Raw genomic sequence first — 18,524 nt, 5'->3', positions numbered from 1 at the left:
ATGTCCGTCCCGCAACCCATCGCCGCCCGTCACAAGGGCTTCAATCGCGCCGAGATCGTCGATCGCAATTTCGTGGAGTTCGTGCAGTCGTGGCAGGGGCACGCCGCCGCTGCGCCGCGTGACGACGAGCCCGTGCTGCCCGGCAGCGCACTGGACGCGCGTGGTTTCCGCGAGCTGTTCGAATCGCAGTTGATCAGTCGCCACCTCGACCTGATGGCGCGCGTGCTGCGCGTGCAGAACAAGGTGTTCTACACGATCGGTTCCTCGGGTCACGAGGGTAACGCCATGGTGGCGCGGCTCACTCGCCACACCGACCCGGCGTTTCTGCATTACCGCAGTGGCGGGTTCATGGCCGAGCGCTTCCGCAAGCTGCCCGGCATGGACCCCGTGATGGATTCCGCGCTGTCGTTCGCCGCCAGCAGCGAGGATCCGGCGTCCGGTGGCCGGCACAAGGTGTGGGGCAGCAAGCCGCTATGGGTGCTGCCGCAGACGTCTACCATCGCCTCGCATCTGCCCAAGGCGCTCGGAACGGCCGTCGCCATCGAACAGGCCCGTCGCATCGGTCATGCGTTGCCGATACCCGACGACGCCATTGCCATCTGCTCGTTCGGCGACGCATCGTCGAACCACGCCACGGCGCAAACCGCGTTCAACACCGCCGCCTGGACGGCGTACCAGAAGCTGCCGGCCCCGGTGCTCTTCGTCTGCGAGGACAACGGCATCGGTATCTCGGTGAAGACGCCGAGCGGCTGGGTAGCGAACAATTTCCGCCATCGCGCCGACCTCGATTACTTCTACGCCGACGGCCTCGATCTCGCCGCGGGCTACGGTGCGGTGGAACGCGCGGTGACGCATTGCCGGACGACGCGCCGACCCACCTTCCTGCACCTGGGCACCACGCGGATCATGGGCCACGCGGGCACCGACTTCGAGATCGAATGGCGTTCCGTGGAGGAACTGGTAGCACTGGAGGCCACCGACCCGTTGCTGCGCAGCGCCGACATCGCGCTCGCCTCCGGTCTTTACGATCGCCAGTCGCTGCTCGATCTGTATGAAGCCATCCGCAAGCGTTGTTTCGACGCCGCGGACGAAGCGGATCGTCGCCCGAAGCTGGGCGCGCTCGACGAGGTGATGGCGCCGCTGGCGCCGTATACGCCGGATGCCGTGCTCGCTGAAGCGGAGCGCACCGCCGATGCCGCCGAGCGCGAACGCGTCTTCGGCGGTGCCGACAAGCTGCCGGAGAACCAGCCGCCGCGCCATCTCGCGATCCAGATCGGTCAGGCATTGCACGACCTGATGGCGAAGTATCCGGAAAGCCTGCTGTTCGGCGAGGACGTCGCGCAGAAGGGTGGCGTTTACACGGTGACGAAGGGGTTGCACAAAGCGTTCCGCAACGCGCGCGTGTTCAACACTTTGCTGGACGAGACGATGATTCTCGGCCTCGCGCAGGGCTACGCCAACATGGGCATGCTGCCTCTGCCGGAGATCCAGTACCTCGCCTACTTCCATAATGCCTGCGATCAAATTCGCGGCGAGGCGGCGTCGCTGCAATTCTTCTCCAATGGCCAGTATCGCAATCCGATGCTGATGCGCGTCGCCTCGCTGGGTTACCAGCGTGGTTTCGGCGGGCATTTCCATAACGACAATTCCATCGCCGCACTGCGTGACATTCCGGGTCTTGTCGTGGGGTGCCCGAGTCGTGGCGACGATGCGGCGACCATGCTGCGTACGCTCGCCGCGCTGGCGAAGGTCGACGGTCGCGTCACCGCGTTCCTCGAACCGATCGCGCTGTACATGACCAAGGATCTATACGAGGCAGGCGATGGCCAATGGCAGTTCGCCTATCCCGCGCCGAGTGAATCCATGCCGCTTGGCGAGGGTCGCGTGTATGCTGAAGACGCCGACGATCTGGTGATCTTCACCTTCGGCAACGGCGTGCCGATGAGCCTGCGTGCCGCGCGCCGCATCGAGGCACAGCAGGGCTGGAAGGTGCGCGTGGTGGACCTGCGCTGGCTGGTGCCGCTCAACGATGCCTTCATCGCCGCGCAGGCCGCGAATGCTAAGCGCATCCTCGTGGTGGACGAAGGGCGCAAGAGTGCAGGCGTGGGCGAGGGCGTCATCACGGCGATCGTGGAAGCCGGCCTGGGGCATCTGCCGCTGCATCGCGTGGTGGGCGCGGATACCTTCACGCCATTGGCCGGTGCGGCGTTCCTGGTCCTGCCGGGCGATGACGACATCGTGGCTGCTGCGGCGGCCTTGTAGGAGCCGCCTGGAGGCGAGGGGAGCTTGCCGGTGGGAGCCCCCTGGTGGTGATTGGAGCTTGCTGGTGGGAGCCAGCCTGCTGGCGATGGGAACTGCCTCACTGCTACACCGCTTCGTTGGCTTATCGCCACCAGGGTGGCTCCCACCGGTGTTTTTGGCTTCTCGTCGCTAGAGCGGCTCCCACAAGACGGTGCCGCGTGGCTTCTCGCAATATCGCTAATGCGTTAGAGCTTGCTGGTGGGAGCCAGCCTGCTGGCGATGGGAACTTGCCTCGCTGCTACATCGCTTCGTTGGCTTTTCGCCACCAGGGAGGGGGCTCCACCTTTGCTCCGTAGGCTCGCCGCCTTAGCGGCTCCCGCAGGAAGCAGTGTCGCTACTGCGCCGCCTTGGCGTCGTTTCGCTTCACCAGCACCGGGCCGTGCCCCGCGCACACTGCCCGGTTGCGACCGGACAGCTTGGCCGAGTACATCGCCGTATCGGCGCGCTCGACCAGCGACTGCACGCCGTCCGACGGCGTGCGCATCGCCACGCCGATCGACACGGTGAGCAGCACTTCCGCCGATCCGATGTGCACCTCGAGGCGGTGCACGCGCCGGCACAGGCGGGTAGCGATCTGCATGGCGTTTTCCTTGTCCACGCCTTGCAGCAGCGCCACGAACTCCTCGCCCCCATAGCGCCCAAGCAGGTCGGACGGCCGCAGCTCGTGGCGTAGCGCGGCGGCTACGGCCACGAGAGCACGATCGCCGCTAGCGTGCCCGTGCATGTCGTTGAGTTCCTTGAAGTGGTCCAGGTCGAAGAACAGCACGGCGACGGGACGCGCCAGCCCTTGTTCGAGCACCGTCTGTGCCGCTTCCGTCCAGGCGCGGCGGTTGAGCAAGCCCGTGAGTGGATCGCTGTCCGCGAGTTCGCGTGCGCGGTCACGGTCGTGGCGGATCGTGAGCGCACGATCGGACAGGCCGATGGAAAGCACGATGGCTTCGAACGCGCCTGCGGCGATCGCGGCGTCAGGCAGCCAGGGGGCGCTGGCAAGCATGCCCTGCTGTTGCGCGCCGCAAAGCGCGGTAAGCACCAGCAACGGCGTCCACCCCACGAGGAAGAACCAGGCGTAGCGCGAACCGCGCGATGCGGCGATGGCGGCGGCTATCACGAACAGCAAGGCACCGAGCAGCACGAGCGGCTGGAGCAGCAGTTGCGCCATGCCGGCGAGCAGTTCGACGCCGGTCGCGCGCAACACGATCAGCACGGGCATCACCACGGCAAATCCGAGCACCGGTATCCGCAACAGCGGTACGTACTCGTCCACCTTCGCGAAGCGCAGCATGAACAAGGCGGCGAACGATACGGAGAGTGCGGTGGCCGCCGCACCCAGCGCATCCGCCATGCCTGCGAGGCCCTGCAACTCCAGAGGGTGATAGACGAAGCCGGAGCGTAGCCCCTGGATCAGGGCGTAGCAGATCAGATACGCGGCGTACCAGCCGAAGGTCATGTCGCGCAGGATCAGCGTGAAGCACAGCGCCATCAGTGCCATCGTCATCATCACGGCAAAGCAGCCGGTGGCGAATACCATCCAGCTACCGTCGTCGCGCAGGTAGTCCGGCCATGACGACAGTTTGATGGTCACCGCGCCCGGCGGTGCCGCACTGGCCTCGAATTTCAGCAGCAGCGGCCGGGATGCCGGAATCGAGGCGGGAATGTTGAAGATGAGTCGCCCGTGTCCGTGCAGCGGCGGTCCGAAGTCATCCAGTGACGTCGTCGCAATCAACCGGTTCTCGTCGTACAGGGAGACCGCACCGAGCCCTGGATGGCGCACGCTCAGCACGCGCTCCTCGGTGGTCCACGGTGGCAGGGTGCGGACGACGACCCAGGTGCCGGAGGGCGCGTTGGGAAGGATCTGCAGATTCTCGGGATCGAAGGAGGGCAGGGGGCGGGCCGCGGCCTCCCGCAGAATCTCCGCCGGTACGTCGCCCGGCCTGGCCTCGCGCCAGTGGGTGGTGATCGTCGTCGTCGCTCCCGCGGCGCCGGCCGCCCACAGGCAGCACACGGCCATCGCCTGAAGAAGGCGAAGAAACCACGGGTGCTGCCGGTTGCAGAAGCTCATTCCGGTTCCTGCGGCTAGCGTGCGCGCCAAGGCGCTCGGCGTGGATCCGGAAGCGTTCGATCGAAAGCCCGTATCCCCTGGAACAGCACCTGCATTGTGCCCTGGGCGAGGCGCGTTGTCGCCTTGGCCGTTCGGGCTAATCGGCTGGTTGAGCGCCTTGCGGAGCGGTGCTCAACCAGCCGTGGGCGCGGCGATCCCGCCGAAGCGCTCCAGCAACTGAGTCTGGGCATCCCGTACGGGCTGTCCCGCTGCGGGCTGGAGCAGCACGTAGGTGCCGTCGGGCTGCTGCACCCAGGCCGAGTGGTTGTCGCTGAGGTAGACATCCAGCTCCCGGCGGACGCGCTGGCGCAGCTTCTTGCCCTCGATCGGGAAGCAGGTCTCGACGCGGCGTTCCAGGTTGCGTTCCATGAGGTCGGCACTGGCCAGATAAAGGGCCGGTTCGCCGTCGTTGTGGAACCAGTAGACCCGGCTGTGCTCAAGGAAGCGGCCCACCACCGAACGAACCCGGATGTTCTGCGACACGCCCGGAATACCGGCCCGCAGGCAGCACATGCCACGCACGATGAGTTCGATCTTCACGCCCGCCTGGCTGGCCCGGTACAGCGCGCGGATCAGTTTCGGATCGGTGACCGCGTTGACCTTGCAGACGATCTCGGCCTTTCGGCCGGCGGCGGCGTGCGTCGCTTCCCGCGCGATGAGATCGAGCAGCCCTTTCTTCAGGGTGAAGGGCGCGTAGAGCATGCGCTTCATCTTCAACGCCTTGCCCATGCCCGTGAGCAAACGGAACAGGCGATGCACGTCGTCGCACAGCGCTTCGTCGGACGTGAGCAGGCTGTAGTCGGTATAGAGGCGCGCGTTGCCCGAGTGATAATTGCCGGTACCGAGGTGCGCATAGCTCACCAGCTTGCCGTTCTCCCGGCGCTGCACGAGCATCAGCTTCGCGTGCGTCTTCACGCCCACGACGCCATAGGTGACCACTGCGCCGGCCTGCTGCAGGCGCGAGGCGAGGGTGAGGTTGGACTCCTCGTCGAAGCGTGCGCGAAGTTCGACCACGGCGGTGACTTCCTTGCCCGCCCTCGCCGCCTCTACCAGTGCGTCCACGATCTCGGAATTGGCACCGCTGCGGTAGAGCGTCTGCTTGATCGTGAGCACCTGCGGGTCTTTCGCCGCCTGGCGCAGGAAATCCACCACCGGCGAGAACGACTCGAACGGATGGAGCAGCAGGATGTCCTGCTTGCCGACCACCGAGAACATGTCTTCCGCTTCGGCCAGCGCCTTGGGCAGGGCGGGTACGAAGACAGGGAACTGCAGGCGCGCATAGGCGGGCTGCAAGGTCATTTCGAACAGACGGGCGAGGTTTACCGGTCCGTTCACCTCGTAAAGCGCGTCCGCCTCGAGCGAATACTGCTTGAGCAGGTAGTCGACCAGCGGCTTCGGGCAGTTGTCCGCCACCTCCAGACGCACCGCGTCGCCGTACCGGCGCGAGAACAGCTCGCCGCGCAAGGTGCGCGCAAGATCCTCGACGTCTTCTGGATCGATGGTGAGGTCGGCGTTGCGGGTGAGACGGAACTGATAGGAGCCGAGCACGCGCATGCCGGGAAACAGGTCGTCGGCATGGGCGTGGATGATCGAAGACAGCAGCACGTAGTTGTCGCCACCTTCGCAGACCTCCGCAGGCAAGCGCATGAGGCGCGGGAGGATGCGCGGCGCAGGCACGATGGCCAGGCCGGAGTCGCGACCGAAGGCATCGGTGCCTTCGAGCTGCACGATGAAGTTCAGGCTCTTGTTGACCAGTCGGGGAAAAGGATGCGTCGGGTCCAGGCCGATCGGCGTGACCAGGGGCGCCACTTCGTGACGGAAATAGCGGCGCACCCAGAGCTTCTGCTTGTGCGTCCACTGGTTGCGGCGGACGATGCGAATGCCTTCCTGTGCCAGCGCAGGCAGGATCTTTTCGTTGAGGATCTGGTACTGGCGTTCGATCTGCCGATGCGCGACTTCCGAGATTTCGGCGAGCACGCGGCGCGGCGGAATGCCGTCGGCGCCGATCACCTCGTGGTCGAACGCGATCTGTTGCTTGAGACCCGCCACGCGGATCTCGAAGAACTCGTCCATGTTCGCCGAGAAGATAAGCAGGAACTTCAGCCGCTCGATCAGCGGCTTGGACTCATCCAGCGCCTGGTCGAGAACGCGAATGTTGAACTGCAACTGCGACAGCTCGCGATGGACGTAGAGGCTGGGATCGTTGAGGTCGACGTCCGGTGTCTCCGCGGGCACCGGCGGCCTGCTGGGGGATTTGGCGGCGGGAATGGCGGATTCGGTGGGTGGCGTCATCGTGTCCAAAAAACATCCTCGTCGCGGGTTGCGACGCCCCGATGGTACGCCGCCCGGCGGGGAGCGTATGACCGTAGCCTTGCAGATGTGTGACAGCCAGCCTGGCGTGGGTGCCACGGCCCGCCAACTATCGCTTTGATCCCGAATGATATGCGGGCGGGCTCGGTGAAGCGCCCTTCCGGTTGGCACGGCGCCTTAACAAGTCACAGCACGCGTACCGTGACCTCTGCGACCTGCAAATGGTTCATCACCACGGCGTCCGCGGCACTGAAGCAGTACGCATGGATGGTATGGCCTCGGCGACGCAGCTTCTCGATCATTTCGTGCTCGGTGATACCGGCCAGATTATCAAAGATGGTGCTTTTTCCGCTGCGTGCGACGTGGGCGTAATAAGGGCGTCGCTCCTCTTCCTTGCGAAGTCCATATTCGTCGAGCGGATACGCACGCTTGTAGTCAGGCCAGTTCATGCCGTCCCGCCGGCTATGTACGCCACTGAGGATATAGACAGGGATAGGGTCAGCGGGGTTAGTCTGGAATTTGGCGATCTCTTTCAGCACAGGATCGATATCGTCGTGCAGCATGGCACTGTCCACGACCCAGTGGGTGGATTTGCCGTTGTCGACGCTGAGGGCCTTCCATGCAGGCTTGATGCGAACTCTATCTTGCGGCGCGTGCCCGCGGCTGTGCGGAGGGCTCGTGTTAGGTCTCAGGATATTTACCCGCCTGGCGCGAGGCTGATTCGAGGGCAGACGCTTCGCCCGCTGCGGCGAAGATAGGGTGCGCCCTCTGCGGGCATCCAAACCCGTTCTCAGCACGCCGAGAGTGTCATGTTTTGTGCTTCCGGCGCCTGCCCCTGTGACCCAGGCCAGCCTTGCCTTCGGCGTTGTATCCATCTGCGCCACGACCGTCTGCGCGAACGTTGTTGGTGTCTGCGAGTTAAAGTCGGAGCCTCGAAGCGAAAACTGCGTCTTCAACCACGTCCACCAGGAGCTGCCGCTGGGATCGACGCGGTTGACGGGATCGCCCCCGCAATAGGTGTAGCGATTCAGGCCTCCGTCGCCAAAAGGGCTGGCGGAGTCGGCACGGAGGAATCGGCGTAGGGCGGGAGAGTAAGTGCGACTATCCAGTGCATAGCAATCGGTCTCCTCTTCGACGCGGTTGCCAGCAAACGCCGTGAGTGCCTTTCGCGGGACGTGGCCAAGGCTGCCGTACGCGTCGTAACGTCGGATTGATATTGCCATGGTTGAGCCCTTGTCCCTGCTGCGTACCGCTACCTGCCCGGCGGCTTGGGGAGGTCGATGATGATGGAGGAGACCTTCCCGTCAAGTCTGCCGTCTTCCCAGTAGTACCGAATGGCGTAGTCCGGCTTGGTTTCCGTGACCTCGAAGTACCATACGACGATGCGGGGCCTCGCTTCGCGAAGCGTAACTATGTGTGAATAATCGTCGCTTGTTGCGTAGTTGGTGGCGTCGTGGACGTAGAGGGAGCTGCCCGGCGGCGTATTCTCGAAGGTTACCGACTTTGCCTCATCGTTCTTGCAGATACGCTCTTTCAGGAAGAATGGAAGCGTGTTGGCGGTGTACGTACAGATATTGCTCTGTGAGGCGCCGTAGCCTTCGTAGAACCTCACGAAAGCCACGGCCTTCGCGCCTTTCCCCAGGCCGGTGTTCGCCTGAGGCCCCGTCCCAGGCACGTTCACGATGAAACAGGACGCCTTGCCCTTGACATCGTTGGGATGCGAGTAGGTGATGTCGTATCCCTGATGCGTCCCGCTCTCGTCGAAGGTTTTCACCACGACCGACGGGGCCGACGCGGTGAATGTGATCACCGTGTTGTCTTCGCTATCGCCACAGTCGGGCCGGTCATAGATCCAGAGCGCGGCGTCCTGTTTTGCATTTTCGTACCGCAGCGAATGGATCTCGTCGTTGCCGCAGGCGCGTTCGGCGAAGGTCGACCTCAGGAACGTGCCGTCTTTGACCGGCACGGTGCAGACGACCTTGCCCTGGCCGTCGTTTCCTGCATAGAACACGAGTCTGCCGGTCGTACCGGTGGGCGGGGGCCGCACGCATCCCACGATCGCGATGACGGCAAGAAGTACGGTTCCGATCCTTGGCATGACACGCTCCTCAAGAAACCCATAGGTCGATGGACCGTCGCATCCCCTCACCTGCCCGGCGGTTACGGGATGTCGATGATGACGCAAGATACCTTCCCGTCGAGATTGCCATCCTGCCTGTGGTACCGAATGGCGTACGCGTCATCAGGATCGTTGTCTTCGAAGTTCCACACGACGATACGGGGGTTGGCAAACCGGATCGTCGACATGACTGCCCAGTCGTCTCCTTGGTCGCAATTTGGATTGTCGTAGACGTAGACGGTGCTGCCAGCCGGCACGTTCTCGTACTTCAACGACTTTGCTTCATCGTTCTTGCAGGGCTTGCCCTGGCGAAAATAGGGCAAGGTGTTGATGGTGTACGAACAGAAATTGTCCTGCGAGCCGTTATAACCCTCATAGAACCTCACGAACCCCACAGCCTTCGCGCCTTTACCCAAGCCAGTGTTCGCCTGGGGTCCCGTCCCGGGCACGTTCACGATAAAGCAGGACGCCTCGCCCTTGTCTTTGTCGGGATGCGAGTAGGTGATGTCATATCCCTTGTGCGTTCCGCTCTCATCGAAGGTTTTCACCAAGATCGACGGGGCCGACGCGGTGAAGGTGATTACCGCGTTGTCGCTGCTGTCGCCGCAGTTTTCATCGTCGTAGATCCAGAGCGCGGCATCCTGTTTTGCGTTTTCGTACCGCAGTGAATGGATCTCGTCGTTGCTGCAGCCCCGTTCGGCGAACGTCGACCTCAGGAACGTGCCGTCTTTGACGGGCACGGTGCAGACGACCTTGCCCTGGCCGTCGTTCCCTGCATAGAACACGAGCCTGCCGGTCGTACCGGTGGGCGGGGTCTGGGGCCGTATGCATCCCGTGATAGCGATGACGGCAAGAAGTACGATTCCGATCCTTGGCATGACACGCTCCTCGCTTCCGTTCGATGTACTTTTCATCGTTGGCGTGGCGACAACCATAGGCCGATCAGCGTAGGGTGCGTCATTTCGGCAATCTGAAGCGGCTCGCGTCCTGATCGACTGACTATGCGTCACGATGGCGAACGGACCGCGAAGCCGCGCCGCTACGGTGCGTAGCAATTAACGCAGACGACGGCCGCTCCCGGTTGCGCAAGTTGCGAATGCGTGCCGCCCGTTTCACGTCAAGGCGACGGGGCGTCGGGGACGGGTACCGGATAAAGGGAGCGGGAAGTCACGTCGGTGATATTGAGCGCTTGCATGAGCATATGGTCGGTAGCACCGTAACAGGTAAAGTGAATGCCGACACCTTTGCCGTACTGCATGTGGTTACGCATATCCTCGGCGTTGACATCAGCGTAATTCACCAAGGTGACCGACCATCGGAGATCGTTGACTTTCCTTTCGACCGAGTCGAAGAATCGCTGCTCAAGATGTTTCCTTCTGCCATTCTCCCAGACCTTCATGCCCTGGCCACCATGAGCTCCCGCAAACATGGTGATGGGAACACCGGGATGCGCAGCATCGATGTAGTTTTTCAGGGATCGCATGTAGCTCAAATTGACGGGAGTGGTGGCAGCGAACTGAATACCCCCGTTGTCGTTGGTGCGTTCGAGCCAGTGTGGATATGTGACGCCACGGGCCGCATGGCTTGCGCGTGTCGGGTCGTTGCTGAACGCGCTTGGCCCCGTAATGACATGGATAGTGCGCCTGTCCGGCGTGAATAGTGTGGCCGATAAGGTCTTGCCGACGCGCGGCCACTGCACACCTGGAAAGTCAGTGCCGAAGAGCATGCGAGTCTGTTGACTGCCTGGTCCGCTGACTGGTACGCGGGCATTTCCGTAGCTGCGAATCTCTCCCACGAGCTCGTCCAACGGAGCGCCCCTTCGTATCGAAGTGCGCAATGCAGCCGACTCGGGGCGCAACACGAACGTTGCCGCCAACTTCGGAGTCGTAAATGCGTCGTGACTTCCCGAAGGGCGGCGCGCCGTCGTGATCGGTAGTTCGATCCGATCCATCGTGGAGGCAACCCAGGACCACCAGGAACGGCCGCTGGGGTCGCTCCTGCCGATGGGATCCCCACCGCAATACGCGTATCTGTTGATGCCGCCGCTGCCGAATGGACTGGTGTCGTCGGGACTCAGGAGGCGACGCATCGCCGGGACGTACACGCGCATTCCAAGCACGTACCAGCCGGTGCCGTCTTCCCGAATCTCGCCGGTGTACGCGGCGCGCCTGTGGTCGCTCGTTGGGGCGCTTTGCCCGTAGGCACCGTAGGTATTCTGTTCCATGGCATCGTGCCTCCTTGCGGATCGGCGTAACGACAGCAGGTTCGTGACGCGCCTCTCAACTGTCGCAGCTTACCTTTACTGACGTGCGCAACGCGGGGAAAGCGAGGCGCGAAATCGGACGATGGACCGTGCTCGCTATGGAATGCGGTAGATGGGTATTGGGTCGACATTGAGCGTATCGGTGACCAACGAGTCGACCGCGCTAAAACAGTAGGCATGTATGTGGAACCCTGGCCGCTGCATTCGACCCTTCATCGATCGAGTCGATATGCCGAAAATGTCTTCGCTATGGAGGGCCAGGTTGTTCAGAACCTGATTACGAAAGATGTCAAAGGTCTGGATATCGGGCGGCGATAGCGGCGCACTGTAAGCCCGTTTGCCATTGACCCAGTTTTGGCCGTTGTCCACGCCGTGAACCCCAGTGTAGACATAGATATTTGTTTCGGGTCCCTGCGAGGTCGCCTCGGAAATTCGTTGTAAGGGCTCGAGAACATGTGTGGTGACAATAGGGGCGTCAGCCAACCAGTGGCTGACGGTTCCCCCGTGAGCAAGGCTCATATGCCTCTCGTGCCACTTCGGTTCGATATAACGGCGGCCATTTCTGTGAGCGTAGACTTCTCGGCCTTGTGGGTCGGAAATCACGGTAATGGGTTTGCTGGCAGGCGCTTTGTGACGAGACTGGCTCTTGCCCAGATAACGCATATTGTCGGTGCTTCCTGCGCGCTGTTTGCCGGAAAAAGCGCCGTTCTGATCGCGCCGTGGAACCGATCCGGCATATCGGATGTCGATGGGACTCGACGACAGCGTCCCGAAGATGGCTTCCGAAACCTGGTCGACGATTGCGGCGCCAGACGCAACGCTTCCCGCCACAATTTTTGCATCCAGCACCGAAGCGGAGGCGATGACCGCCGCGTCCGGTGCGGCAGGTGAAACGATTGTGTTGTCTGCGGCGCCCCCGCCGGCCTTCAGACGGCTGCGAGGGATGAACGGCCATCCCCGCCACGCATTGCCGCTCAGGTCCGTTCGGTTGATCGGATCGCCGCTGCAATAGGCATAGCGGTTGACCCCGCCCTCGTCGAAGGGACTGAGGGAATCGGCATTGTGAAATCGGCGAAGCGTCGGGTCGTACAGGCGCTCGCCCAGCAGGTAGTGGCCGGTGGCCGCTTCCGGCGCTTCTCCGATGTACGCGGCACGGGCGTGCGCGATGGCGCCGGCCCGGTTGCCATAAGCGTCGTAGATATGTGCTTCTAAGACCACGGTGCGACCTCCCTGTTCGCGTGTTCATGCTCGGCTACGCGTCCGCCGGGGTCTGCCGGGACGTATCGCACGCAAGCGCTACAAGCGGTCTGCTCCATGGGGCCGAACTCCCACGACCGGCAGGGTCACGGTAACGGACGCCTCATACGGCGTCGAGTGGAACCGGCACGCGAAAAAGGAATCTCCTGGCAAGCCGCCATTCAAACGACCAACGGCTCCGGCTCCAGGATCACGCCGAACGTCGACTGCACGCCTGCGATGACCTTCTGCGCGAAGGCCCACAGCTGTGGCCCGGTGGCCTTGCCGTGGTTCACCAGCACCAGGGCGTGTCGGTTGGACATGCCCGCGTCGCCATCGCGCTCGCCCTTGAAGCCTGCGGCCTCAATGAGCCAGCCGGCGGAGATCTTGGCTGTGCCGCCGGCATGCGGCCAGACCGGCAGGCCGGGGTGCGCCAGCGCGAGTGCTTCCGCCTTCGCCATGGGCACGATGGGGTTCTTGAAGAAGCTGCCGGCGTTGCCGATCACGGCCGGGTCGGGCAGCTTGCGCGAACGCAGACGGACGACGGCTTCCGCCACGTGATAGGGCGTGGCACGCGCGACGCCCATCTTCTCCACTTCCTCGCGGATGCCTGCGTAATCCAGCGACAGCGGTCTTTCGCGCGGAAGGGCGAACGTCACGGCCACGACGATCCACCGACCCGCCTGCTGCTTGAACGTGGAATCGCGATACGAGAACGCGCAGGCGGCCTTGTCGAGCACCACGAATTCGCCCTTGTGCGTATCCCAGGCTTCGACCGTGTCGATGAACTCCGCGACTTCGACGCCGTACGCGCCGATGTTCTGGATGGGCGACGCACCCACGGTGCCCGGAATGAGGATCAGGTTTTCCAGACCGGCAAAGCCCTGGCCCAGCGACCAGCGCACGAAGTCGTCCCAACGTTCGCCGGCAGCGACTCGGATCAATACACGATCGTCGCGCTGGAAGGTCTCCACGCCGCGCGTTGCCATGGCGAGTACGGTGCCGTCGTAGTCGCCCTTGATGAGCACGTTGCTGCCTTCGCCCAGCACGAGCACCTTGCCGGCTTTCACGGCAGGGTAGGCCAGCAGTTCGGGAATCTTCGTCGGGTCGCGCACTTCCGCGAGCAGGCGCGCCCGCGCATCCACCCGCAGCGTATTACGGCCACCCAGGGCGGCATCGCTGGCGAGCGTGAACCCGCCCATGTCTACCGGGGCGTTGTTCATGCCGTGATCCCACGCCGACGAATTTCCGAGACCGCCTCGGCGATCAGTGCCGGGCCGCGGTAGACCAACCCGGTGTAGACCTGTACCAGTGAGGCACCCGCGGCCATTTTTTCGGCCGCCGTGTCGCCATCGAGAATGCCGCCTACGCCAACGATCGGTAGTCTGTTTTCAAGACGAGCGCGCATGCCGCGCAGAACCCCGGTGGACTTCGCGAACAGAGGTCGGCCGGAAAGACCGCCGGTCTCGTTCGCGGCCGGATCGCCCGCCACGTCGGCTCGGTCGATGGTGGTATTCGTGCAGATGACGCCGTCGATCCCGGAAGCGAGCAGCACCTCGGCGATGGCGTCGAGTTCGGTTTCGGTGAGATCGGGCGCGATCTTGAGCAGCATCGGTTTGCGCTTGCCATGCTGCGCACCGAGGCGTTCCTGCGCCTCGCGCAGCGTGCCGATGAAGCGGCGCAGCGTTTCCTCTTCCTGCAGGTCGCGTAAACCTTGAGTGTTCGGCGATGAGATGTTGACGGTGACGTAGCTGGCAAGCGGATACGCACGTTCGAGGCAGATCAGGTAATCGTCGATCGCGCGCTCGTTGGGCGTGTCCTTGTTCTTGCCGATATTGATGCCGAGCACGCCGCGGAATGTGGCTTTTTCAACGTTGCGTACCAGCGCGTCGATACCGTCGTTGTTGAAGCCCAGTCGATTGATGACGGCTTCATGGTGCCGCAGGCGGAACATGCGTGGCTTGGGATTGCCAGCCTGTGGCCGCGGCGTGACGGTCCCGATCTCGACGAAGCCGAATCCGAGCGCGGCGAGGCCGTCGAGGTGGGCGCCGTTCTTGTCCAAACCTGCTGCCAGACCGACCGGGTTAGGGAAGTCGATACCGAACACCCGCACGGGCAGATCCGCGGGCGGCTTCGCAATGAAGCCCGACAGCCCGCTGCGCTGCGCGACGTCCGAGGCGTAGAGCGTGAGACCGTGCGCGGTCTCTGCATCCAATGCGAAGAGCAGGGGGCGGATCAGTTCGTACATCAGGCGTGTTCCGGGCGACCCGCAAAGACGCGGGTGTCGTAGTCGAAGTCGATGGTGCCGCCGTCCTGTGTCGCCTCGAACAGCTCATGCAAGGCGCGCAGCATCGGCTCGTGGTTGGGATGGCCCGGCTTGGGTGCGTATGACGAAGACATCAGACGACCGCGCAGCGCTTCTTCGTCGAGTTTCTGTCCATGCGGAAACGACGCCATGCCGCGGTAGCCGCGTCCGAACCAGCGGGCCATGCTGTCGTCGTCGGTATAGCGCTCGGCGACGCCCACATAGTCCACGCCGTATTCGTGCAGCAAGCGCTCGTAGCCTTCGAGGAACGGCGTACCCACGAGGCGGCGCGAGTTCCAGAAGACGGCGACGAGCCCGCGCGGCGAAAGCACGCGCGTAAATTCTGCGCGTACCTTTTCGGTGTCGAACCAGTGGAAGGCTTGCCCGGCGATCACGAGATCGATGGAGCCGTCGGGCAGTCCGGTGGCTTCGGCGCTGCCATTCACGGCATGAAAGCGTGAGTCCGCGGCAAGCCACCGTTCCGCGGCCTCGCGCATCGCCGCATTCGGCTCGACGCCGGTCACGCGGTGACCGGCGTCGAGGAACAGCTTGCTGGAGATGCCCGTACCGGCGCCGATGTCCGCGACGGACCAGTCCGCATGGACGCCGAGGCCATGCAGCCAGTCGACCAGCGCGCGCGGGTAGTCCGGGCGATAGCGGACATAGTCCTCGACGCGATCGGAGAAACGTTCCGTGGAGCGCAGGTCAGTCATGGCATCACCGGGCGGTTCAGAACTCGAACTTGATGCCCTGGGCGAGCGGCAGCGAATCGGAGTAGTTGATGGTATTGGTCTGGCGGCGCATGTAGACCTTCCACGCGTCCGAACCGGACTCGCGACCACCGCCGGTCTCCTTCTCGCCGCCGAATGCGCCACCGATCTCGGCACCCGAAGTGCCGATGTTCACGTTGGCGATGCCGCAGTCCGAACCCGCAGCAGACAGATACTGCTCGGCTGCCTTGAGGTCCTGGGTAAAGATCGAGGACGACAGACCCTGCGGCACGGCGTTCTGCTCGGCGATCGCTTCGTCGAGCGTGTCGAACGGCATGACGTAGAGGATCGGCGCGAAGGTTTCCGTCTGCACCACGTCATCGCCATTGCGCAGGCCGGTGATGATCGTCGGCAGCACGAAGTTACCCTTGCGGTCAGTGAGTGCCTTGCCGCCCGTGCGCACCGTGCCGCCAGCAGCCTTCGCGCGTTCGATGGCGCTCAGGAAACCCTGCACCGCTTCCGGGCTGTTCAGCGGACCCATGAGCGTCGTGGAAAGGGTAGGGTCGCCGATCTTCTGTTCGACCTGGCCGTAGGCCTTGACCAGCGTGTCGACCACGGCGTCGTGCAGCGACGCATGCACGAACAGACGGCGCGTGGTCGTGCAGCGCTGACCTGCCGTACCGACGGCACCGAACACGATGGCGGGGATGGCGAGCTTCAAGTCCGCCGACTTGTCGAGAATGATGGCGTTGTTGCCGCCGAGTTCGAGCAGGCTGCGCCCCATGCGCTTCGCCACGCGCTCGCCGACCATACGGCCGACCTTGGTGGAACCGGTGAAGCTGATCAGGGGAATGCGCTTGTCGTCGACGAAGGTCTGTGCCAGTTCGTTACCCGCATCGTTGAAAAGGAAGAAGATGTCCGGGAAACCGCCTTCCTTCAGGGCTTCGTTGCAGATCTTCATGGTTGCGATGGCGGAGAGAGGCGTCTTCGGCGACGGCTTCCAGATGCAGATGTCACCGCAGATGGCAGCCAGGAACGCATTCCAACTCCACACGGCCACCGGGAAGTTGAACGCACTGATGATGCCGACGAGGCCAACCGGATGCCACTGTTCGTACATGCGGTGGCCGGGGCGTTCCGAATGCATCGTGTTGCCGTAAAGCATGCGGCTCTGGCCCACGGCGAAATCGGCGATGTCGATCATCTCCTGGACTTCGCCATCGCCTTCCGGCTTGATCTTGCCCATTTCGAGCGCCACCAGCGAACCGAGAGCGTCCTTGTGCTTGCGCAGGGCCTCGCCACACAGGCGCACCGCTTCGCCGCGGCGCGGCGCGGGGGTGGTGCGCCAGATCGCGAAGGCTTCCTGCGCGCGCTGCACGATGGTCTCGTAATCCGCGGCGCTGGAGGCCTGGACCGTAGCGATGACCTCACCGGTGGCCGGATTCACGGGTGTGATGGTGCCGGCGTCGTTCGTACCGGCCCACTGGCCGCGGCCGAGGTAGGTACCCGACTCGGTGGCGTTGAGACCGAGCGCTGCGAGGATCTTGGCGGACATGGGAACTCCTTTGACGGACACCCGGGCGGGATGCCGGGGCGCGCGGATAAAACGGCGATTCTAGCAAACACCGCCTTCACGACTCGTTGTGCGGCGCGGGACGAACGTCACGGCGGCGTCGCTGCTGTCCCGACCTCCGACGACCTGGCAATGACGCCGGCAAGTCCAAGCTGTGCTTGAACTTATCGAGCGGCGGAACGCCTTATGACCCGCGTCTACGAGATTACCTATCAGCCCGACGACGGCACGTCGTGGACCTTGCGCCTCGACGGGCGCCCGGTGGGGCGGTTTCCGTCCCGGTTCGAAGCCTTGCAGGCCGCGGTGAACCGGGCCGCCGCGGATGGCGTTGGCACCGGGATTGCCATCGAAGGTGCGGACGGCATCTGGCGCCCCTTTGGCAGCGACGCGAAGCGTCCGGCCGAGCTGCCAAAACTCTCGGTGGGCCGATACGCCGCCGCGCCCGTGGGCGCGATGCCCGTTCCTATGGCACGGGGGCATAACGGAGGGCACGGGCGGAATTAGCCCGTCTTGGGGCGCGTAGAATGGCGCGGACCCTTCATCGGAGCGTTCACGTGCTGCCAGACATCACCACCTCTCGTGGCTCCTGCCATTGCGGCGCCGTGCAATTTCGTGTCGAACTCAGTGACGGTCTACGTTCCGCACGGCGCTGTAATTGTTCGTATTGCCGCATGCGTGGCGCGGTGGCGGTATCGGCACCGCTGTCGGGCATCGTGATCGAGCAGGGTGAGGACGCGTTGACCGTCTATCAGTTCAACACGCGCACCGCGAAGCATTTTTTCTGCTCAAAGTGCGGCATCTACACATTCCATCAGCGCCGTTCGAACCCTTCGCAGTACGGCGTGAACGTGGCGTGCCTGGAGGGCATCAGCCCCTTCGACTTTGCGGAGGTGCCGGTGTTCGACGGGGTGAATCATCCTGCCGACCGCGCCGCCGGAGTGAACGAACCCGTGGGGGTGCTTCGCTACGTGCGGCGATAGAATGGTATGGCGATATCTCGGGCGGATCGGTGCGCTCGTTATGGGCGTTTGCGCGCGGTCATGAGAGTCGACTCTGTCGCGCGTACTCCCGTTCGAAGACGGCCACGACAGATAGGTTGAACGTCTTGAGCACAACAGGGTCGGCAAGGCCGTAACAAATACCCAAGATATGCACTCCATCGCCGGCTAGCCTGGCTTCCATGTCGTTGAAGGTAAGCCCCCCCATATCCACTGGGGTCACGGCGATCGAGTAGTTGTCTGCCGCACGCGACTGGGCCTCCTTGCCCCACGCAGCGTCTCCCGGTACCTGAAGCAATCGTGTGCCGGTCTGCCGATCCCAGTTCCGTCCGGCCAAATCGCCATGGGCTCCGTGATAAACGTTGGCCGTGGCAACGCCCTGGCTGCTGAGGTGCTTGAAGATTTTCTTCAGGCTCAGCAGGTTCATCACGCTGTCGACCACCCAGGTGGTGCTCGCCGGGTTCTGGGGATGTTGCAGCTCGATCCAGCTCTTCCTTGTGCCTGGCGATTTTTGATCCTTCTTCATCTTCATTCTCGTCGCCGGCATGTGCAGCTCGCCTACGTAGACGACCTCGGACGGCTTCATGTCACCCGGTGCGCGTCGCTTCAAC

The 18,524-nt window shown here is 63.5% G+C and carries 15 protein-coding genes; 3 read left to right on the top strand and 12 right to left on the bottom strand.

Annotation, left to right across the window (positions count from 1 at the left end; genetic code table 11):
- Positions 1–2,262: a thiamine pyrophosphate-dependent enzyme gene (locus IM816_RS12580; RefSeq protein WP_250338348.1), complete on the top strand. Its 2,262-nt coding sequence runs from the start codon at positions 1–3 to the stop codon at positions 2,260–2,262.
- A gap of 373 nt (positions 2,263–2,635) precedes the next feature.
- Here IM816_RS12580 and IM816_RS12575 read toward each other — a convergent pair whose 3' ends face one another.
- The 11 genes from IM816_RS12575 to amaB form a co-directional block, all read right to left on the bottom strand.
- Positions 2,636–4,360 carry a GGDEF domain-containing protein gene (locus IM816_RS12575; protein WP_250338347.1) on the bottom strand — a complete coding sequence of 575 codons (1,725 nt, stop codon included), beginning with the start codon at positions 4,358–4,360 and terminating at the stop codon, positions 2,636–2,638.
- Between the two features lie 171 nt (positions 4,361–4,531).
- On the bottom strand, positions 4,532–6,691 hold the full coding sequence (gene ppk1 / locus IM816_RS12570; protein ID WP_250338346.1) for a polyphosphate kinase 1: 2,160 nt from the start codon (positions 6,689–6,691) through the stop codon (positions 4,532–4,534).
- A gap of 203 nt (positions 6,692–6,894) precedes the next feature.
- The gene (locus tag IM816_RS12565; protein ID WP_250338345.1) at positions 6,895–7,932 is read right to left on the bottom strand and encodes an RHS repeat-associated core domain-containing protein; all 1,038 of its coding nucleotides are present in this window, start codon (positions 7,930–7,932) and stop codon (positions 6,895–6,897) included.
- Positions 7,933–7,961: 29 nt separating this feature from the next.
- The gene (locus tag IM816_RS12560; protein ID WP_250338344.1) at positions 7,962–8,807 is read right to left on the bottom strand and encodes a hypothetical protein; all 846 of its coding nucleotides are present in this window, start codon (positions 8,805–8,807) and stop codon (positions 7,962–7,964) included.
- Between the two features lie 62 nt (positions 8,808–8,869).
- Positions 8,870–9,706, bottom strand: coding sequence for a hypothetical protein (locus IM816_RS12555; RefSeq protein WP_250338343.1), 837 nt, complete (start codon positions 9,704–9,706; stop codon positions 8,870–8,872).
- 239 nt (positions 9,707–9,945) lie between these two features.
- Positions 9,946–11,052 (bottom strand): RHS repeat-associated core domain-containing protein, encoded by a 1,107-nt coding sequence (locus tag IM816_RS12550; protein WP_250338342.1) that lies wholly within the window; start codon positions 11,050–11,052, stop codon positions 9,946–9,948.
- Between the two features lie 135 nt (positions 11,053–11,187).
- Positions 11,188–12,309 carry an RHS repeat-associated core domain-containing protein gene (locus tag IM816_RS12545; RefSeq protein ID WP_250338341.1) on the bottom strand — a complete coding sequence of 374 codons (1,122 nt, stop codon included), beginning with the start codon at positions 12,307–12,309 and terminating at the stop codon, positions 11,188–11,190.
- A 200-nt stretch (positions 12,310–12,509) separates the two neighbouring features.
- The gene (murB, locus tag IM816_RS12540; protein WP_250340752.1) at positions 12,510–13,529 is read right to left on the bottom strand and encodes a UDP-N-acetylmuramate dehydrogenase; all 1,020 of its coding nucleotides are present in this window, start codon (positions 13,527–13,529) and stop codon (positions 12,510–12,512) included.
- Positions 13,530–13,546: 17 nt separating this feature from the next.
- Positions 13,547–14,575: a quinone-dependent dihydroorotate dehydrogenase gene (locus tag IM816_RS12535; protein ID WP_250338340.1), complete on the bottom strand. Its 1,029-nt coding sequence runs from the start codon at positions 14,573–14,575 to the stop codon at positions 13,547–13,549.
- On the bottom strand, positions 14,575–15,345 hold the full coding sequence (locus IM816_RS12530) for a class I SAM-dependent methyltransferase (RefSeq protein ID WP_250338339.1): 771 nt from the start codon (positions 15,343–15,345) through the stop codon (positions 14,575–14,577). The genes IM816_RS12535 and IM816_RS12530 overlap by 1 nt, the downstream gene beginning before the upstream one ends.
- Positions 15,346–15,361: 16 nt before the next feature.
- On the bottom strand, positions 15,362–16,897 hold the full coding sequence (gene amaB, locus IM816_RS12525; protein WP_250338338.1) for an L-piperidine-6-carboxylate dehydrogenase: 1,536 nt from the start codon (positions 16,895–16,897) through the stop codon (positions 15,362–15,364).
- Between the two features lie 204 nt (positions 16,898–17,101).
- Between amaB and IM816_RS12520 the strand changes: the two genes are divergently transcribed.
- Complete coding sequence (locus IM816_RS12520) at positions 17,102–17,419, top strand: DUF2188 domain-containing protein (RefSeq protein ID WP_250338337.1); 318 nt, start codon at positions 17,102–17,104, stop codon at positions 17,417–17,419.
- Positions 17,420–17,439: 20 nt separating this feature from the next.
- A complete protein-coding gene (locus tag IM816_RS12515) occupies positions 17,440–17,895 on the top strand; it encodes a GFA family protein (RefSeq protein ID WP_250338336.1) in 456 nt (151 codons plus the stop codon).
- Between the two features lie 58 nt (positions 17,896–17,953).
- Here the strand turns inward: IM816_RS12515 and IM816_RS12510 are convergent, their stop codons facing one another.
- The gene (locus IM816_RS12510) at positions 17,954–18,445 is read right to left on the bottom strand and encodes a hypothetical protein (protein WP_250338335.1); all 492 of its coding nucleotides are present in this window, start codon (positions 18,443–18,445) and stop codon (positions 17,954–17,956) included.
- Positions 18,446–18,524: the final 79 nt, after the last annotated feature.

The organism is Luteibacter flocculans (assembly GCF_023612255.1).
In the GTDB taxonomy this organism is placed as follows: domain Bacteria; phylum Pseudomonadota; class Gammaproteobacteria; order Xanthomonadales; family Rhodanobacteraceae; genus Luteibacter; species Luteibacter flocculans.
This window is presented reverse-complemented; position numbering and strand designations above follow the sequence as displayed.

Bases quoted from the DNA above. Each gene is read 5' to 3' on its own strand.
- IM816_RS12550 (WP_250338342.1), bottom strand. From the start codon at position 11,052: ATGGAACAGAATACCTACGGTGCCTACGGGCAAAGCGCCCCAACGAGC.
- IM816_RS12515 (WP_250338336.1), top strand. From the start codon at position 17,440: ATGGCGCGGACCCTTCATCGGAGCGTTCACGTGCTGCCAGACATCACC.
- amaB (WP_250338338.1), bottom strand. From the start codon at position 16,897: ATGTCCGCCAAGATCCTCGCAGCGCTCGGTCTCAACGCCACCGAGTCG.
- IM816_RS12510 (WP_250338335.1), bottom strand. From the start codon at position 18,445: ATGAAGATGAAGAAGGATCAAAAATCGCCAGGCACAAGGAAGAGCTGG.
- IM816_RS12520 (WP_250338337.1), top strand. From the start codon at position 17,102: ATGACCCGCGTCTACGAGATTACCTATCAGCCCGACGACGGCACGTCG.
- IM816_RS12565 (WP_250338345.1), bottom strand. From the start codon at position 7,932: ATGGCAATATCAATCCGACGTTACGACGCGTACGGCAGCCTTGGCCAC.
- murB (WP_250340752.1), bottom strand. From the start codon at position 13,529: ATGGGCGGGTTCACGCTCGCCAGCGATGCCGCCCTGGGTGGCCGTAAT.
- IM816_RS12580 (WP_250338348.1), top strand. From the start codon at position 1: ATGTCCGTCCCGCAACCCATCGCCGCCCGTCACAAGGGCTTCAATCGC.
- ppk1 (WP_250338346.1), bottom strand. From the start codon at position 6,691: ATGACGCCACCCACCGAATCCGCCATTCCCGCCGCCAAATCCCCCAGC.
- IM816_RS12530 (WP_250338339.1), bottom strand. From the start codon at position 15,345: ATGACTGACCTGCGCTCCACGGAACGTTTCTCCGATCGCGTCGAGGAC.
- IM816_RS12555 (WP_250338343.1), bottom strand. From the start codon at position 9,706: ATGCCAAGGATCGGAATCGTACTTCTTGCCGTCATCGCTATCACGGGA.
- IM816_RS12535 (WP_250338340.1), bottom strand. From the start codon at position 14,575: ATGTACGAACTGATCCGCCCCCTGCTCTTCGCATTGGATGCAGAGACC.
- IM816_RS12575 (WP_250338347.1), bottom strand. From the start codon at position 4,360: ATGAGCTTCTGCAACCGGCAGCACCCGTGGTTTCTTCGCCTTCTTCAG.
- IM816_RS12560 (WP_250338344.1), bottom strand. From the start codon at position 8,807: ATGCCAAGGATCGGAACCGTACTTCTTGCCGTCATCGCGATCGTGGGA.